Origin of the sequence: Streptomyces sp. NPDC101151, from assembly GCF_044768335.1 — a bacterium.
Classification (GTDB): domain Bacteria; phylum Actinomycetota; class Actinomycetes; order Streptomycetales; family Streptomycetaceae; genus Streptomyces.
The window spans coordinates 108,123-123,523 of record NZ_JBIWPP010000005.1 but is presented as its reverse complement, the minus strand read 5'-3'; the positions used below and the strand labels follow the sequence as shown (position 1 = coordinate 123,523).

The 15,401-nt window shown below is 70.9% G+C and carries 15 protein-coding genes; 7 read left to right on the top strand and 8 right to left on the bottom strand.

Annotated elements, in window-relative coordinates:
• Window positions 1-24: 24 nt before the first annotated feature.
• On the top strand, window positions 25-825 hold the full coding sequence (locus ACIRU3_RS11405) for a hypothetical protein (protein WP_404054755.1): 801 nt from the start codon (window positions 25-27) through the stop codon (window positions 823-825).
• 95 nt (window positions 826-920) lie between these two features.
• Here the strand turns inward: ACIRU3_RS11405 and ACIRU3_RS11400 are convergent, their stop codons facing one another.
• Entirely contained in the window at window positions 921-1,826 is a 906-nt protein-coding gene (locus tag ACIRU3_RS11400) for a D-alanyl-D-alanine carboxypeptidase family protein (RefSeq protein ID WP_404054752.1), read from the bottom strand.
• A gap of 189 nt (window positions 1,827-2,015) precedes the next feature.
• Between ACIRU3_RS11400 and ACIRU3_RS11395 the strand changes: the two genes are divergently transcribed.
• Both ACIRU3_RS11395 and ACIRU3_RS11390 read left to right on the top strand, forming a co-directional pair.
• Window positions 2,016-2,666: a GntR family transcriptional regulator gene (locus tag ACIRU3_RS11395; protein ID WP_404054749.1), complete on the top strand. Its 651-nt coding sequence runs from the start codon at window positions 2,016-2,018 to the stop codon at window positions 2,664-2,666.
• The gene (locus ACIRU3_RS11390; protein ID WP_404054747.1) at window positions 2,663-3,958 is read left to right on the top strand and encodes a nitrate/nitrite transporter; all 1,296 of its coding nucleotides are present in this window, start codon (window positions 2,663-2,665) and stop codon (window positions 3,956-3,958) included. Before ACIRU3_RS11395 ends, ACIRU3_RS11390 begins: the two co-directional genes overlap by 4 nt.
• 146 nt (window positions 3,959-4,104) lie before the next feature.
• Here the strand turns inward: ACIRU3_RS11390 and ACIRU3_RS11385 are convergent, their stop codons facing one another.
• Both ACIRU3_RS11385 and ACIRU3_RS11380 read right to left on the bottom strand, forming a co-directional pair.
• On the bottom strand, window positions 4,105-4,884 hold the full coding sequence (locus ACIRU3_RS11385; protein ID WP_404054744.1) for an SAM-dependent methyltransferase: 780 nt from the start codon (window positions 4,882-4,884) through the stop codon (window positions 4,105-4,107).
• A gap of 76 nt (window positions 4,885-4,960) precedes the next feature.
• Window positions 4,961-5,785: a maleylpyruvate isomerase family mycothiol-dependent enzyme gene (locus ACIRU3_RS11380; RefSeq protein ID WP_404054742.1), complete on the bottom strand. Its 825-nt coding sequence runs from the start codon at window positions 5,783-5,785 to the stop codon at window positions 4,961-4,963.
• A 182-nt stretch (window positions 5,786-5,967) separates the two neighbouring features.
• Between ACIRU3_RS11380 and ACIRU3_RS11375 the strand changes: the two genes are divergently transcribed.
• Window positions 5,968-6,762, top strand: a complete 795-nt coding sequence (locus ACIRU3_RS11375; protein WP_404054739.1) for a carbon-nitrogen family hydrolase — start codon at window positions 5,968-5,970, stop codon at window positions 6,760-6,762.
• 52 nt (window positions 6,763-6,814) lie between these two features.
• Here the strand turns inward: ACIRU3_RS11375 and ACIRU3_RS11370 are convergent, their stop codons facing one another.
• Together ACIRU3_RS11370 and ACIRU3_RS11365 are read right to left on the bottom strand one after the other, a co-directional pair.
• Window positions 6,815-7,309 carry an LURP-one-related/scramblase family protein gene (locus ACIRU3_RS11370; protein WP_404054737.1) on the bottom strand — a complete coding sequence of 165 codons (495 nt, stop codon included), beginning with the start codon at window positions 7,307-7,309 and terminating at the stop codon, window positions 6,815-6,817.
• Window positions 7,306-8,337, bottom strand: coding sequence for a helix-turn-helix domain-containing protein (locus ACIRU3_RS11365; protein ID WP_404054735.1), 1,032 nt, complete (start codon window positions 8,335-8,337; stop codon window positions 7,306-7,308). The genes ACIRU3_RS11370 and ACIRU3_RS11365 overlap by 4 nt, the downstream gene beginning before the upstream one ends.
• A gap of 51 nt (window positions 8,338-8,388) precedes the next feature.
• On the opposite strand from ACIRU3_RS11365, the gene ACIRU3_RS11360 reads away from it, so the two are divergent.
• The 3 genes from ACIRU3_RS11360 (at window position 8,389) to ACIRU3_RS11350 (ending at window position 11,704) form a co-directional block, all read left to right on the top strand.
• Window positions 8,389-8,784, top strand: coding sequence for a cupin domain-containing protein (locus tag ACIRU3_RS11360; RefSeq protein WP_404054732.1), 396 nt, complete (start codon window positions 8,389-8,391; stop codon window positions 8,782-8,784).
• Window positions 8,785-8,971: 187 nt separating this feature from the next.
• Entirely contained in the window at window positions 8,972-9,832 is an 861-nt protein-coding gene (locus ACIRU3_RS11355) for a calcium-binding protein (protein ID WP_404054729.1), read from the top strand.
• Between the two features lie 48 nt (window positions 9,833-9,880).
• Window positions 9,881-11,704, top strand: coding sequence for an NHL domain-containing thioredoxin family protein (locus ACIRU3_RS11350; protein WP_404054726.1), 1,824 nt, complete (start codon window positions 9,881-9,883; stop codon window positions 11,702-11,704).
• A gap of 30 nt (window positions 11,705-11,734) precedes the next feature.
• On the opposite strand, the gene ACIRU3_RS11345 is transcribed toward ACIRU3_RS11350, so the two are convergent.
• From ACIRU3_RS11345 to ACIRU3_RS11335, 3 genes are all read right to left on the bottom strand, one after another.
• Window positions 11,735-11,986: a DUF6458 family protein gene (locus ACIRU3_RS11345; RefSeq protein ID WP_404054724.1), complete on the bottom strand. Its 252-nt coding sequence runs from the start codon at window positions 11,984-11,986 to the stop codon at window positions 11,735-11,737.
• A 128-nt stretch (window positions 11,987-12,114) separates the two neighbouring features.
• Window positions 12,115-13,413 carry a M18 family aminopeptidase gene (locus ACIRU3_RS11340; protein ID WP_404054722.1) on the bottom strand — a complete coding sequence of 433 codons (1,299 nt, stop codon included), beginning with the start codon at window positions 13,411-13,413 and terminating at the stop codon, window positions 12,115-12,117.
• A 110-nt stretch (window positions 13,414-13,523) separates the two neighbouring features.
• Complete coding sequence (locus ACIRU3_RS11335) at window positions 13,524-15,350, bottom strand: acyl-CoA dehydrogenase (protein ID WP_404054719.1); 1,827 nt, start codon at window positions 15,348-15,350, stop codon at window positions 13,524-13,526.
• Between the last annotated feature and the right edge of the window lie 51 nt (window positions 15,351-15,401).

Below are 15,401 nucleotides of genomic sequence, written 5' to 3'. Positions count from 1 at the left end.
TGGCGGCGACGGCACGCTGATGACATGACGAAATCCGCTGCTGCCCGTCCCGGTTCCTCCCCCGTCCACCGTGTCGCCGCGGCCGCGGGCGCCGCCGTCCTCGCCGGCACGGCGGCGGTGTGCGCGCCGGGAGTGGCCTACTCCGCGCCCACTGCCGCCACCACCCCTTCCGTGTCCACTGCCGCCCTCTCGTCCTCGTCCGCTGCCGCCACCCCTTCCTCGTTCGACTTCGCCGACTGCCCCTCCCTGCCCGAGGGGGTCGATCCGGCGCGGTGGAGATGCGAAGTGCACACCGCGGCGCCGCGGTTGACGATCGGCAAGGTCACGGTGAACCTCGCCCCGATCACCATGACGCACGCCGAGGGCCCGCTGCCGGACGGCGGCAAGGGGCAGGTGTGGGGTGCGATGCACAGTGCGCCGACCGCCGTACCGGGTGGGCTGACCGGCACCCCCGCGGGCGGTCACTCCTCCGTCCTGGGACTGGCGATACAGCCGGAGTACGGTGGCCGGTCCGACTTCTACACCGGGCAACTCAGTCTTCGCTTCCGGCTCGTCGGCCCGCTGCTGCCGCACGGCTGCACCATCGGGGCGAGCGAACCCGTCGACTTCCGGCTGAAGCGCTCGGGCCCCTCCAAGTGGGTCTCCCAGGACCCGCCGCTGATCGAGTTCTCGGCGTACGACGACACCTTCACCGTGCCGGCCGCGGAACACTGCGGACCGCTCACCGGCCCCCTCGACCGACGGCTCGGCATACCGGCCCCCGACGGAAACCTGATGTCGTACGACGCCTCCTACACCTTTAAGACCTACGACCAGCTCGGGTAGCACAACCGCGTACAGCGACACCGGCACCCTGGCCCGGCATACGACACGGGCCCGTCGCAGCCTTCTGCAACGGGCCCGTGGGGTCGGGAGAAACGTCAGCCGAGCTTGGCGAAGCCGTAGCTCAGCAGCTTCTTCGCGTCCGCCTCACGGTTCGGGATGGAGGTGGAGGCGAGGACGGTCCCGATGACCGTCTTGCCGTTCCGGGTCGCGGCGAAGACCAGGCAGTACTTGGCCTCGGGGCCGGAGCCGGTCTTCACGCCGATGGTGCCGCTGTAGCTGCTGAGGAGCCCGTTGGTGTTGGTCCACGGGGTCATCGTGCGGGTGCCGCCGGTCTTGGTGACCGTCTTCGCCGTGTACGACTTCGTCTTGACGATCGTGCGGAACGTGGAGTTCTTCATCGCGCTGCTGGCGATCTTCGTCAGGTCGCGCGGCGTCGAGTAGTTGGCGCCGCTGCCGATGCCGTCGAAGGAGTCGAAGTGCGTGTTCTTCAGGCCGAGGCTCGTCGCTGCGGAGTTCATCTTGCCGATGAACGACTTCACGCGAGCGTCGTGGGTGGTGCCGGAGCCGAACTTGTCCGCGAGCACGTAGGCGGCGTCGCAGCCGGACGGCAGCATCAGGCCGTACAGCAGCTGGCGGACGGTGACCTTGTCGCCGACGATGAGGTGGGCCGAGGAGGCCCCCTTGGCGACGATGTAGTCGCTGGCGCCCTTCGGGATCGTGACCTTGGTGTCCAGGTTGAGGTTCGGCTGTGCCAGGACGACCTTGGCGGTCATGATCTTGGTGGTGGAGCCGGTGGAGCGCCTGTAGTCCGCAGACTTGGTGTACAGCGTGGAGCCGTTCGCGTTGTTCATCACGTAGCCGCCCTTGGCAATGATCGAGGGCGTCGTGACGGCCTGCGCGGGCGTCGCGGTGAGGGCCCCGGCGGCGACCAGTGCGCCGGAGGTGAGGGCGACGGCGCCTGCTCTGCGGATGCGGCGGGTGCCCTTAATGCCGGTAATCAAAGTGATATACCCCGATTGTGTTGAATGCCCCATATGGTGCGGCCATGTTGAGATGGAGGAGAGTGCGGCCGCACGTGTGTGACACGTAAGTAGCACAGAAGGTTGTACACCGGCTGAGGGAGATCTGCGTCACGTCCGCATGGTGGACGAAGCCCTCCCATGTGTACGTGTTGTATCTATCCTGTGGGCATGGCCACGCCCACGAAGCAACCCCCCGCCGCCGACCGCGTCTACAGCCACGTCAAGCAGGGCGTCCTGGACCGCCGCTACGAGGGCGGCACGCTGCTCACCGAGGGCGAGCTGGCGGAGGCCGTGGGGGTCTCGCGCACACCCGTTCGGGAGGCGCTGCTGCGGCTGGAGGTGGAGGGCCTGATCAGGCTGTACCCGAAGAAGGGTGCCCTGGTCCTGCCGGTCTCCGCGCAGGAGATCGCCGATGTGGTGGAGACCCGGCTGCTGGTCGAGGAGCACGCGGCCCGCAAGGCCGTTCCCGCCCCGCCGCGACTGCTGGAGCGCCTGGCGGAGCTGCTGGAGCAGCAGAAGGCGCAGGCGGCGGCCGGTGACCTGGCCGCGGCGGCGAAGACCGACCGCTGCTTCCACGCCGAGATCGTCCGCAGCGGCGGCAACGAGATCCTCTCCCGCCTCTACGACCAGCTGCGCGACCGTCAGCTGCGGATGGGCGTCGCCGTCATGCACTCGCACCCCGACCGCATCGCCAAGACGCTTGCCGAGCACGAGGAGATCCTGGCCGCGCTGCGCTCCGGGGACGCGGAGGCGGCCGTGGAGATCGTGCACCGGCACGTGGGCTGGTTCTCGCACCTCGCCCGGGGTGAGGTCCGATGAGCAACGCCACCCTGCCGGGTGACCCGCCGGGCGGTCGTCGTGCCGTCGCGGTGTGGTCCATCGGCGTCTCGGTCTACTTCGTCGCCGTCATCTTCCGTACGTCCCTGGGCGTGGCCGGCCTGGACGCGGCCGACCGTTTCCACGTGGGCGCCTCCGCCCTCTCGGCCTTCTCGATCCTGCAGCTGCTGGTCTACGCCGGTATGCAGATACCCGTGGGCCTGCTGGTGGACCGGCTCGGCACCAAGAAGGTGCTGAGCATCGGCGCGGTGCTGTTCACGGCGGGCCAGCTCGGCTTCGCCTTCTCGCCCTCCTACGGCACGGCCCTCGCCTCGCGGGCACTGCTCGGATGCGGTGACGCGATGACCTTCATCAGCGTGCTGCGCCTCGGCAGCCGCTGGTTCCCGGCCCGGCGCGGACCGCTGGTCGCGCAGCTCGCGGGCCTGGTCGGGATGGCGGGCAACCTGGTCTCCACCCTGGTCCTCGCCCGGCTGCTGCACGGCATCGGCTGGACCCCGGCGTTCGCGGGCAGCGCGCTGGCCGGTGCGGTCGTCCTGGTCCTGACGCTGCTGTACCTGAAGGACCACCCCGAGGGGCACGAGCCCGAGCCGTTCCCGCACCAGGGGGCGGCCTACGTCCGCCGGCAGATCGCCGCGGCGTGGCGGGAGCCCGGCACCCGCCTGGGCCTGTGGGTGCACTTCACGACCCAGTTCCCGGCGATGGTGTTCCTGCTGCTGTGGGGCCTGCCCTTCCTGGTCCAGGCGCAGGGCCTCGGCCGGGCCACGGCGGGGGAGCTGCTGACCCTGGTCGTCCTGTCCAACATGGTGATCGGCCTGGTCTACGGCCAGATCGTCGCCCGGCACCACGCGGCCCGGCTGCCGCTGGCCCTGGGCACGGTCGCGGCGACGGCGGCCCTGTGGGCGCTCACCCTCGCCTGGCCCGGCGACCACGCCCCGATGTGGCTGCTGGTGACCCTCTGCGCGGTCCTCGGCGCCTGCGGCCCGGCCTCGATGCTCGGCTTCGACTTCGCCCGCCCCGCCAACCCGCCCGAGCGACAGGGCACCGCGTCCGGCATCACCAACATGGGTGGCTTCGTCGCCTCCATGACGACACTCTTCGCGGTCGGGGTCCTGCTGGACGCCACCGGCGACGACTACACGGTGGCCTTCTCGGTCGTGTTCGTCCTCCAGGCGCTGGGCGTGAGCCAGATCCTGCGCCTGCGCGGCCGGGCGGCCCGCCGGGAGCGGGAGCGGCTGGTGGCGAGCCGGGTGGAGACGGTGCACGTGCCTGCCTGAGCCGTGTGCTCCCGCCCGCCCGCACCCCCGGTTTCCCGTGGGTTGCGCGGCCGGGCGACCTGCCGGTGCCTTGTCCGCCGTCCCGCCGTCCCGCCGCCGCGCCGCCCCGCCGTCCGCGACGGCCTTCCGTCCGTCCCGCCGTGCGGTCAGCCGGTGACCGGTACCAGGGTGAGGTAGGCGAGTCCGAGGATGCCCCGGTAGGCCGTCCACTCGCCCCGGTGGCGGTCCAGGCGCTCGCGGGTCTCGGCGGCCTGCGGATGGTCGGGGTGCCGGGCCACCCACACCTCGGCGTCCGCCTGGTACGCCGACTCGAACTCCTCCCACTCGCCCGGGCTCGCGGTCTCCGTCCACTCGGGCCGGAAACCGGCCTCTACGGCGAGATCGAGGAGAGCGGGGAGGCCGTAGTGATCGCCGGCGGACGCACCCGGCCACATCCGGGCCAGCTCGGCCGACGTCGGAGTCCGCTCCCAGAAGCACTCGCCGAGCAGCACGCGCCCGCCGTCGGCCACCAGCCGGCGCAGCTCGCGCAGCGCCTGTGCGGTGGGCAGTTCGTCCGTGCTCAGCGCCTGGCTCGCGCCCAGGCACAGCACCAGGTCGGCCGGCCCGCGCCGGGTGTCCGCGGCGGACTCCTCGACGAACTCCACGCGGTCCGCGAGCCCGCGCGCCTCGGCGTTCAGCCGGCCCCGGGCCAGGTCCGCACCGTTGACGTCGATGCCGACTCCGCGGGCTTCCGGTACGGCGTCCAGCAGCCGGAGCATCAATTCGCCCCAGCCGCAGCCGATGTCCAGCACGCTGCCGGGACGTAGTGCCGCCAGGCGCCGGACCATCCCGGCCGCACGTGCCTCCGAGAGGGGGCCGTGGAAGACGAGCCGGGTGAGCCGGGGTGGAGCGTCGTCGGCGCGCGGAGTCGCCGCAGTGTCGGTCATGGCCCGCACGCTAGTTCCGGCGACGGAGCAACGACCACCGATTAACCACCGACCCGGGCCCTGACCGGAGCCCGGGCTACGGCGTCACCGCGAAATTGCGCAGGATCGCCGCCGTCAGGTCCGGGTCGCCCTCCGTCTTCAGGCGGTCCGCCACCGCCTCCGGGGTCACCCGGCCGCAGGCCAGACGTACGTAGGTCTCCCAGTCGAGGGTGAGGGAGGCGGCGGGGCCGAGGGCGGGGGCCGTTTCCAGGCTGCCCCGGCCCTGGACGTCGACGCGGATGGTGCGCAGGAACTCGACGGGCCCGTGCACGTCGAAGACGACCGCCGAACTGCGCGGTGCGTCCGCGTCCTTGGCGACCACCTTGGGCAGCGCCTCCAGCAGCATGTCCCGGACGACGTACGCACCGGGCGAGTCGAGGTTGCCCGGGCGGCCGAGGGCCGCGCGCAGGTCCTGCTCGTGCAGCCACACGTCGAAGGCCCGGGTCCGCATGGCCTGCTCGAGGGTGACCTCGGTGCTCATCGGGCCGCGCAGCTTGGCGCCGGGTTCACGGGACTCGTTGCGCAGCTGGCGGTTGCGGCGGATGACCGTGTACTCCAGCTCGGCCGTCATCTCCGGCGCCGTGTGATGGCGGCGGACGTCGACCTGCATCTCCATGTAGCGCTGGTGCTCGTTGGTGACGTGGAAGAGGTCACGCGGAAGGGTGTGGATGGGGCGCGGATCGCCCAGCATCTCGCAGTCCAGGCCGATGACGTGCGAGACCACGTCACGGACCGACCAGCCCGGGCACGGAGTCCTCCGGTTCCACTCACCCTCCGGGAGGGGCTGCACCAGCTCGGATATCGCTTCGATGGAGTGGGTCCAGGCGTCGGCGTAGGGCTGGAGGGTGGGATGCAGACTCACGGAACGGGACCCCTCGGCGGTCGGTACACGGGCAGGTTGTGGCGGCAATGCCAGCGGGAGGTGGCTGCACTCGGCGGGTGTCTCGAGACGCTAAGTTACGCTGCTGCGAGGCACCCCGGCAGTGCTTTCGTGTGACGATCGTAGGCCCGTGTGGACGACTCGAATGCCAGGACGGTGGTAGTGTGCGCGCCTCGCTGATCCAGATTGCCGTGGACGAGGACGAATCGGTTGCCTCCCGACGGCAGCGGATGGCCGCGCTGGTGCGGGATCAAGCCGGGTCCGACCTGGTGGTTCTGCCCGAGCTGTGGACGACCGGCGCCTTCGCCTACGAGGAGTTCGGCCCGGAGGCCGAGCCGCTCGAAGGCCCGACGTACGAGACGATGGCCAAGGCGGCGAGCGACGCGGGTGTGTGGCTGCACGCCGGCTCCGTCCCGGAACGGGACCCCGACGGCTCCCTCTACAACACTTCGCTCGTCTTCTCCCCCTCCGGTGATCTGGCGGCGGCCTACCGCAAGATCCATCGCTTCGGTTTCGGCAAGGGCGAGGCCGTGCTGATGGGCGCCGGGCGGGATCTGGTGACGGTCCGTCTGCCCGGGACCACCCTCGGCGTGGCCACCTGCTACGACCTCCGTTTCCCCGAACTCTTCCGCTCTCTCGTCGACGCCGGCGCCGAGACGCTGGTGATCCCGGCGGGCTGGCCCGAGCGGCGACGCGCGCACTGGACGCTGCTGGCCCAGGCACGGGCGGTGGAGAACCAGGCGTTCGTGCTCGCGTGTGGAACGGCCGGGACGCATGCCGGAGTTCCGCAGGCGGGTCACTCGATCGTGGTGGATCCGTGGGGCGAGGTGCTCGCCGAGGCGGGCGCGGGCGAGGAGGTCCTCACGGTCGACTTCGACCCGGCGAGGGTGGCGGCCACCCGCGAACAGTTCCCGGCCCTGAAGGACCGGATGCTGGGCCTGGAGCCCCCGCGCCGCTGACCTTCCCAACCCCGCGACAGCCCCCGCGCCGCTGATAGCCCCCGCCACCGCTCTAGTCGTCCTCCCGCTCCTTCTGCGCCAGGTGGATCACGCACACGGCCACCGCGATCAGCAGCGCCGGGTCCGCGTCCTCGCGCACGATGTCGACGCCGTAGGTGTCCCGGACGTGCAGCCAGCGGCGGGAGATCACCGCCAGGAGTTCGCCGTCGTACTCGACGGCGAACTCGTGGTCGAGGATCTTGCCGCTGACGTCCAGTTCGGTGCCGTCCACGAGCGCGACCCGGTAGTGATTGCGCAGCAGGGACAGCCGCTTGCGCTTGATGGTGGCCAGGCCCTCGCCGTCCCGTTCGATCACCATGGTGTCGCGCAGGGCGAACATCTTCTGGTGGATGTCGATCAGGACGCGCCCGTGGGCGTCCTTCAGCTCGAAGGTGTCCCGCAGCCGCATGGCCTTGCCGTCGACGAGGAACACCTTCCGGCCGTGCTCGTCCTCGATCCAGTAGTCGTCACCGATGCCGAGGAGCCGGTCGCGTACGAGGAATCTCATGGGCTTACCGTTCCCCGGCGCGGGATGCTCATCACGGAGCCGGACGGAGCAGAAGCGGCCGGACCGCCCGCCGGCCCGAAACGCCTGCGGTAGTCGGACGGGCTCAGACCCGTCTCGCGCCGCAGCCGCGCCCGCAGGTTGGCCGACGTGCCCAGGCCGCTGCGGGCCGCCACGACGTCGAGACGCTCCTCCCCGCGCTCGATGAGCCGGCAGGCGAGCGCGACCCGCTCCCCGGTGAGCCAGGCCAGCGGAGTCGTACCCAGCTGGGCGCGGAAGCGGCGGTGCAGGGTGGCGGGGGAGACGGCCGCGCGGGCGGCCAGGTCCGCGACCGTCAGCGGCTCCCCCAGCCGCTCCTGCGCCCAGGCCAGCAGCGGACCGAGCGACTCGTCGGGGACCGCGGGGACCGGACGCTCCACGAACTGCTGCTGGCCGCCGTCCCGGTGGGCGGCGAAGACCAGGCGCCGGGACACGTGGTTGGCGATCTCCACGCCGTGGTCCCGGCGCACGATGTGCAGACCCAGATCCAGCGCGGAGGCGCTGCCGGAGGCGGTGAGGACGTCGCCGTCGTCCACGAACAGCACGTCCGGTTCCAGGTGCACCCGGGGGAAACGGGTCCGGAAGGCGTCCGCCCACATCCAGTGACAGGCCGCCCGGCGCCCGTCCAGCAGTCCCGACTCCGCGATCGTGAACGCGCCCGAGCAGAAGCCGACCAGCCGGGCGCCGCGCGCGTGGGCCCGGCGCACCGCGTCCAGGACGCGCTCCGCGCGCGGGACCTCGGTGTCGGGCCGGTTCGGCACGATCAGCGTGTCGGCCTCCTCGACGGCCTCCAGACCGGCGACCCCGGTGAGCGTGAAGAAACCGTCCCGCATCCGGGTCTCCGGCTCGGCCGAGCACAGCCGGAAGTCGTACAGGTCCCGGCCCAGCTCGGGCCGCGGCAGCCCGAAGATCTCGATGGCACAGCTCATCTCGAAGGGATTGGAGTTCTCGTCGACCACCAGCACGACACGGTGAGAGGATCCTTGCGCCATATGCAATATCTAGCACTCGTGCGACGGTCCGCGCACCCGCACGATGAGCCCATGGCATCCATCGACCCCATCTCCCTGGACCGGGCCCTCGCGTCCTTCACCGAGCAGTGGAGCCCCCGCATCGTCACCACCGTCAACGACCACGACGTACGCGTGGCGAAGGTGGAGGGCGAGCACCTCTGGCACGTACACGACGACTCCGACGAGTTCTTCCTGGTCCTCGACGGCGAACTGCACATCTCCCTCAGGGAGGCGGCCGGCGAGCGTACGGTCGTCCTGCCCAAGGGCGCGGTGTTCACGGTCCCGCGCGGCACCGAGCACAAGCCGTACGCGCGCGTGCCCACCGAGATCCTGCTGTTCGAACCCACCGGCACCCTCACGGTGGGCGACCGGCACGACGAGGTCCCCGACCACGTGGACGCGACGACGGGCCACGCCCTGACCTGACCCCACCTGACCGGGCACCGGAATCCGGCGGGCACGCGGGTGTCCGGCAGTTGAACTTCCGGTGTTCGAGGGGAAGTTGCCCCGAACGCGGCCAACCAAGAGCGGGGCCCTCGAGTCGAACGGGGCGTAAGTCGTCCTGTCGCGGAAGCCGTCACAGGGATCCGCCCGTTCCTCTCGGAGGTCCACCATGCCCGCTCGTCCCGCCCGCCGCCGGGTGATACGCGCCGTCTCGCCGATGTCGCTGGTCCTCGGTACGGCCCTGGCCGTGCCGCTCACGCTGGCCGGCACCGCCGGCGCCGCGCCGTCGCAGGCCACCGCCGCGGTCAACCAGTACGACTGGCAGCTGACCTACCAGGCCGCCGCCGGCCAGACCAACAAGGCCAGCGTCACCGCGTCGCTCACCGCGGACCGCACGGGCATCACCTACGTGATCGACGACGTCGTCCCGATCAGCGCCGGCCACGACTGCGCCCACCCCGACGGCGCGGACCGCACGAAGGTCTCCTGCACGGTCACCAGCGTCGACAGCCAGGACCCCTACGCCGCCCTGATCATGGACCTGGGCGACCGCAACGACACGGTCACGTACAAGAACTCCACCGACCAGGTCTACTCCTACGCCGAGATCTCGCTGGGCGCGGGCAACGACAGGGCGACCGACTCCGGGCGCCTCGACGGCGCCTACGTCTCCGGCGACGCGGGCAACGACACCCTCACCGTGGGCAAGCTGGGCCTGGCCTGGGGCGGCGACGGCAACGACACCGTCGACGCGAGCGGCGGCGACAACATCGTGCAGGGCGGCAAGGGCGACGACGTGCTGCGCGGCGGCGCCGGGGACCAGTACCTGGCCGGCGACGACGGCAAGGACACCATCTCCGGCGGATCCGGCGCCGACACCCTGTACGGCGGCAAGGGCAACGACGTCCTGTACGGCAACAGCGGCAACGACAGGCTTTACGGCAACAGCGGTAACGACAGGCTGTACGGCGGTCCCGGCCGGGACACGCTCTCCGGCGGCCCCGGCACGAACGTGGTCCACCAGGACTGAGGACGGGCGCCGGGGGCGCTGTCGGCGCCGGGTGGCACCCTTGGGGCCATGACCGACTCCATACGCCGACGCGCCCGCGTCCGCGCCCCCGAGCTCATCGGCAAGGGTGGGTGGATCAACACCGGCGGGACGGATCTCAAGCTCGCCGACTTTCGAGGTCGCGTATTGATCTTGGATTTTTGGACCTTCTGCTGCATCAACTGTCTGCACGTCCTGGACGAGCTGCGTGAGCTGGAGGAGAAGCACCGGGACTCGGTGGTGGTCATCGGTGTGCACTCGCCGAAGTTCGTGCACGAGGCCGAGCACGAGGCGGTCGTGGACGCCGTGGAGCGCTACGGCGTGGAGCACCCGGTGCTGGACGACCCCGAGCTGGCCACCTGGAAGCAGTATGCGGTCCGGGCCTGGCCGACCCTTGTCGTCATCGACCCCGAGGGATACGTGGTCGCCCAGCACGCCGGCGAGGGTCATGTGCACGCTATCGAGCGGCTGCTGGAGGAACTGGAGGCCGAGCACGAGGCGAAGGGCACCCTGCGCCGCGGCGACGGCCCGTACGTGCCGCCGGAGCCCGAGCCGACGGTGCTGCGTTTCCCCGGCAAGGCACTGCTGCTGCCCGGCGGGACCTTCCTGGTCAGCGACACCACCCGGCATCAGCTGGTGGAACTGGCCGAGGACGCCGAGACGGTCGTACGGCGGATCGGCGGCGGCGCGCGCGGGTTCGCCGACGGCGGCCCCGAGGAGGCCTCCTTCAACGAGCCGCAGGGCCTCGCGCTGTCCGAGGACGGTGCGGCCGTGATCGTCGCGGACACCGTCAACCACGCCCTGCGCCGCCTCGACCTCGCCACCGGCAAGGTGACCACCCTGGCCGGCACCGGCAGACAGTGGTGGCAGGGATCCCCCACCTCCGGCCCGGCCCGCGAGGTCGACCTCTCGTCCCCCTGGGACGTGGCGGTCTTCGGCGGCAAGGTGTGGATGGCCATGGCGGGTGTCCACCAGCTGTGGACGTACGACCCCGCCGCGGAGACCGTCGCCGTGGCGGCGGGCACCACCAACGAGGGCCTGGTGGACGGACCCGGGGCCGAGGCCTGGTTCGCGCAGCCCTCGGGCCTCGCGGCCACCGCGGACCGGCTCTGGCTCGCCGACTCCGAGACGTCGGCCCTGCGGTGGGTGGACCCGGACGGGCACGTCCACACCGCGGTCGGCTCCGGGCTGTTCGACTTCGGTCACCGGGACGGCGCCGCCGACCAGGCCCTGTTCCAGCACCCGCTGGGTGTCACGGCCCTTCCGGACGGCTCGGTCGCGGTCGCCGACACCTACAACCACGCGCTGCGCCGCTTCGACCCCGCCACCGGCGAGGTCAGCACTCTCGCCACCGATCTGCGCGAGCCCAGCGACGCCGTCCTCGTCGGCGGGGACATCGTGGTCGTCGAGTCGGCGCGGCACCGGCTGATCCGGCTGCGGCTGCCGGAGGAGGCGGTCCGTGTGGAGGCGGTCGCCCACCGCACGCGGCGTGCGGCGACGGAGGTCGCCCCGGGCCGGCTCCGGCTGGACGTGATCTTCCAGGCGCCCGTGGGCCAGAAGCTGGACCTCCGGTACGGTCCGTCGACGCGTCTGCTGGTCTCCTCGACCCCGCCGGAGTTGCTGCTCGAGGGTGAGGGAGCGGACACGGATCTCGCGCGGGAGCTGGAGCTGAATCCGGCCGTCCGGGAGGGCGTCCTGCATGTCTCCGCGATGGCTGCCAGCTGTGACGACGACCCGGCGAACGCCTATCCGGCGTGCCATGTGCACCAGCAGGACTGGGGTGTTCCGGTCCGGCTCACCGAGGGCGGCGCGGACCGGCTGCCGCTCGTCCTGGCCGGGATGGACGAGGAGTAGGAGCGGCGGACGAGAAGCAGCCGGGGAATCTCACACGCCGTAGCCGTCGGTGTAGCCCTCACCGCGGTGATGGTGGTGGGGCTCCTCCTCGACCACCGGCGTCGACGGGACCACGACCCGCCGGCGCCGTGCGATGCCGCTGAACGTGGCGGTGCCGATGAGCCCGACGGCCATCAGGATGAGGCCGACCACGTGGAGGTCGACCCCCTGCATGTGCCAGTCGGTCGCGAACGTGAGGATGGCTCCCACGGCGATGAGGATGATGCAGCCGCCGAGGCCCATAGGTGTCGCCTCCCCTTCGGGTTCCGGAATCTCCGGTGCCGTCCGGGTACCCGGGGCCGCCCCGGGCATGCCCGGGGCGGTCTTTGACGGGGGTTCAGACCGTGTGTGTGGTCCTCGCGGCCGGGAACTCAGCCTTCCAGGAACGCCGTCAGTGCGTTCGCCAGCAGGAACGGGTCGTCGGCGCCGCACAGTTCGCGCACGCTGTGCATCGACAGGATCGCCACGCCGATGTCGACGGTCAGGATGCCGTGCCGGGCCGCGGTGATCGGGCCGATGGTGGTGCCGCAGGGCATGGAGTTGTTGGAGACGAAGGTCTGCACCGGCACGCCCGCCTTCTCGCAGGCGGCGGCGAACACCGCGCGGCCGGCACCGTCGGTGGCGTAGCGCATGTTGACGTTGACCTTGAGGATCGGGCCGCCGTTGACACGCGGGTGGTGGGTCGGGTCGTGGCGCTCCGCGTAGTTGGGGTGGACGGCGTGGCCGGTGTCGGAGGACAGGCAGACCGTGCCGGCGAAGGCGCGGGCGCGGTCCTCGTACGATCCTCCGCGCGCGAACACCGAGCGTTCCAGCACCGTGCCGAGCAGTGGGCCGTCCGCGCCGGTGTCCGACTGGGAGCCGTTCTCCTCGTGGTCGAAGGCGGCCAGTACGGGGATGTGGGTGAGCGGGGCGCCGGAGGTCGCGGCGGCGGCCAGGGCGGCCGTGCCGGCGTGCACGGACAGCAGGTTGTCCATCCGGGGCCCGGCGACCAGTTCCTGGTCCCGGCCGAGGTAGGCGGGTGCCTCCACCGGGTGGGTCATCAGGTCCCAGCCGGCCGCCGAGCCCGCCGCAAGACCTGCCTCCGCCTCCAGGAAGGCGATCAGGCCGCCGTCGCGCGAGTCGTCGCCGAGCCCCCACACCGGCTGCAGATGGCGCTGCTTGTCGAGCTTGAGGCCCTCTGTGGCCACCGAGCGGTCCAGGTGGATGGCGAGTTGGGGCACCCGCAGCAGCGGCCGGTCCACGTTGACGAGGACCGTGGTGCCGTCGCGCAGGGTGAGCCGGCCGGCCAGGCCCAGGTCGCGGTCGAGCCAGGAGTTCATGAGCGGGCCGCCGTAGATCTCCACGGCGACCTGCCGCCAGCCGTGCGCTCCGCAGTCCGGCTGTGGCTTGACCCGCAGGTTGGGCGAGTCGGTGTGGGCGCCGACGATCCGGAACGGCGTGTGCGGCTGGGCGTCCTCGGGGACGTACCAGGCGACGATCGCCCCGCCGCGCAGCACGTACTTGCCGCCGCTCGAGCCGTCCCAGGCGTCGGTCTCGGCGACCTGCCTGAAGCCCGCCTTCTCCAGCCGCTCGGCGGTGTTCGCCACGGCGTGGTACGGCGACGGGCTCGCCGCCAGGAAGGACATCAGGTCGTCGGTGTGGCCGCGATCGAAGCGGGCTGCTGCGCTCATGGGCTTACCTTAACGACGTGCGTGGGCCCGCCCCCGGTACGGGGAGCGGGCCCACGGCGGCAGTCAGTGGGTGCGGAACGGGTCCGCGAGGTGGCTGACGAGCTCGTTTGTCAGAACGCGGCCTCGTCGAGCTCCATCAGGTCGAGGTCGACCTTCTCCGAGACCTTGCGGGCGAGGGTCACGCCCGGCAGGACGTTGGCCGCGAAGAACTTCGCCGCCGCGATCTTGCCGGTGTAGAACGCCTTGTCCTTGGCGGAGGCCGTCTGCAGCTTCTCGGCGGCGATGGCGGCGCCCTTGAGCAGCAGGTAGCCGACGATCACGTCGCCGGAGGCCAGCAGCAGGCGGGTGGTGTTCAGGCCCACCTTGTAGATGTTCTTGACGTCCTGCTCGGTGGCCGCGAGGTCGGTCAGCATCAGGCCGACGATCGCCTCCAGCTCCACGGCCGCCTTCGCGAGGTGCTCGCGGGCGCCGGCCAGCTCCTCGCCGCCGGTGCCGAGCGCCAGGAACTTCTTGATGTCCTCGGCGAGGCCGTTCAGTGCCGCGCCCTGGTTGCGGACGATCTTGCGGAAGAAGAAGTCCTGGCCCTGGATCGCGGTGGTGCCCTCGTACAGGGTGTCGATCTTGGCGTCGCGGATGTACTGCTCGATCGGGTACTCCTGCAGGAAGCCGGAGCCGCCGAAGGTCTGGAGCGACTGGGCGAGCTGCTCGTAGCCCTTCTCGGAGCCGTAGCCCTTGACGATCGGCAGGAGCAGGTCGTTGAGCGCGTGCTCGGCCTTGGCGTCCTCGCCGTTCGTCTCCTTGAGGGCGATCGTGTCCTGGACGGAGGCGGTGTAGAGGACGAGGGCGCGCATGCCCTCCGCGTACGCCTTCTGCGTGATCAGCGAGCGGCGCACGTCGGGGTGGTGGGTGATGGTGACCTTGGGCGCGGACTTGTCCATGAAGTTGGCCAGATCCGGACCCTGGACGCGCTCCTTGGCGTACTCCAGCGCGTTCAGGTAGCCGGTGGACAGCGTGGAGATCGCCTTCGTGCCGACCATCATGCGGGCGAACTCGATGATCCGGAACATCTGGCGGATGCCGTCGTGCTTGTCGCCGATCAGCCAGCCCTTGGCGGGGTGGCGGTCGCCGAAGGTCATCTCGCAGGTGTTGGAGGCCTTCAGGCCCATCTTGTGCTCGACGTTGGTGGCGTAGGCGCCGTTGCGCTCGCCCAGCTCGCCGGTCTCGAAGTCGAAGAGGTACTTCGGCACGAGGAAGAGCGACAGCCCCTTGGTGCCGGAACCGGCACCTTCCGGGCGGGCGAGCACGTAGTGAAGGATGTTCTCCTCCATGTCGTGCTCACCGGAGGTGATGAAGCGCTTCACGCCCTCGATGTGCCAGGAGCCGTCCTCCTGCTGGATCGCCTTGGTGCGGCCGGCGCCGACGTCCGAGCCGGCGTCGGGCTCGGTGAGGACCATGGTGGAGCCCCAGGTCCGCTCGACGGCGATCTTGGCGATCTTCTTCTGGACCTCGTTGCCCTCGTCGAAGAGGATCCCGGCGAACGCCGGGCCGGAGGAGTACATCCACACGGCCGGGTTCGAGCCGAGGACCAGCTCGGCGTAGGCCCAGATCAGGGACGGGGGAGCCGTCGTGCCGCCGATCTGCTCGGGCAGGCCCAGGCGCCAGTACTCGGAGTCCATGAAGGCCTTGTAGCTCTTCTTGAAGGATGCCGGGACCGGGGCGGTGTTCGTCTCGGGGTCGAAGACCGGCGGGTTGCGGTCGGCATCGGCGAAGGACTCCGCCAGCTCGTTCTCCGCGAGCCGGGTCAGCTCCTCGAGGATGCTTTTGGCGGTCTCGGTGTCCATTTCTTCGAACGCACCGGTGCCGTACAGCTTGTCGCGGCCGAGCACCTCGAAGAGGTTGAACTCGATGTCGCGGAGATTGGACTTGTAGTGCCCCATGGTGACGGCTCCGTATAGGACTCGGCGAGGCACTCGCTCCTCGCATCTGGT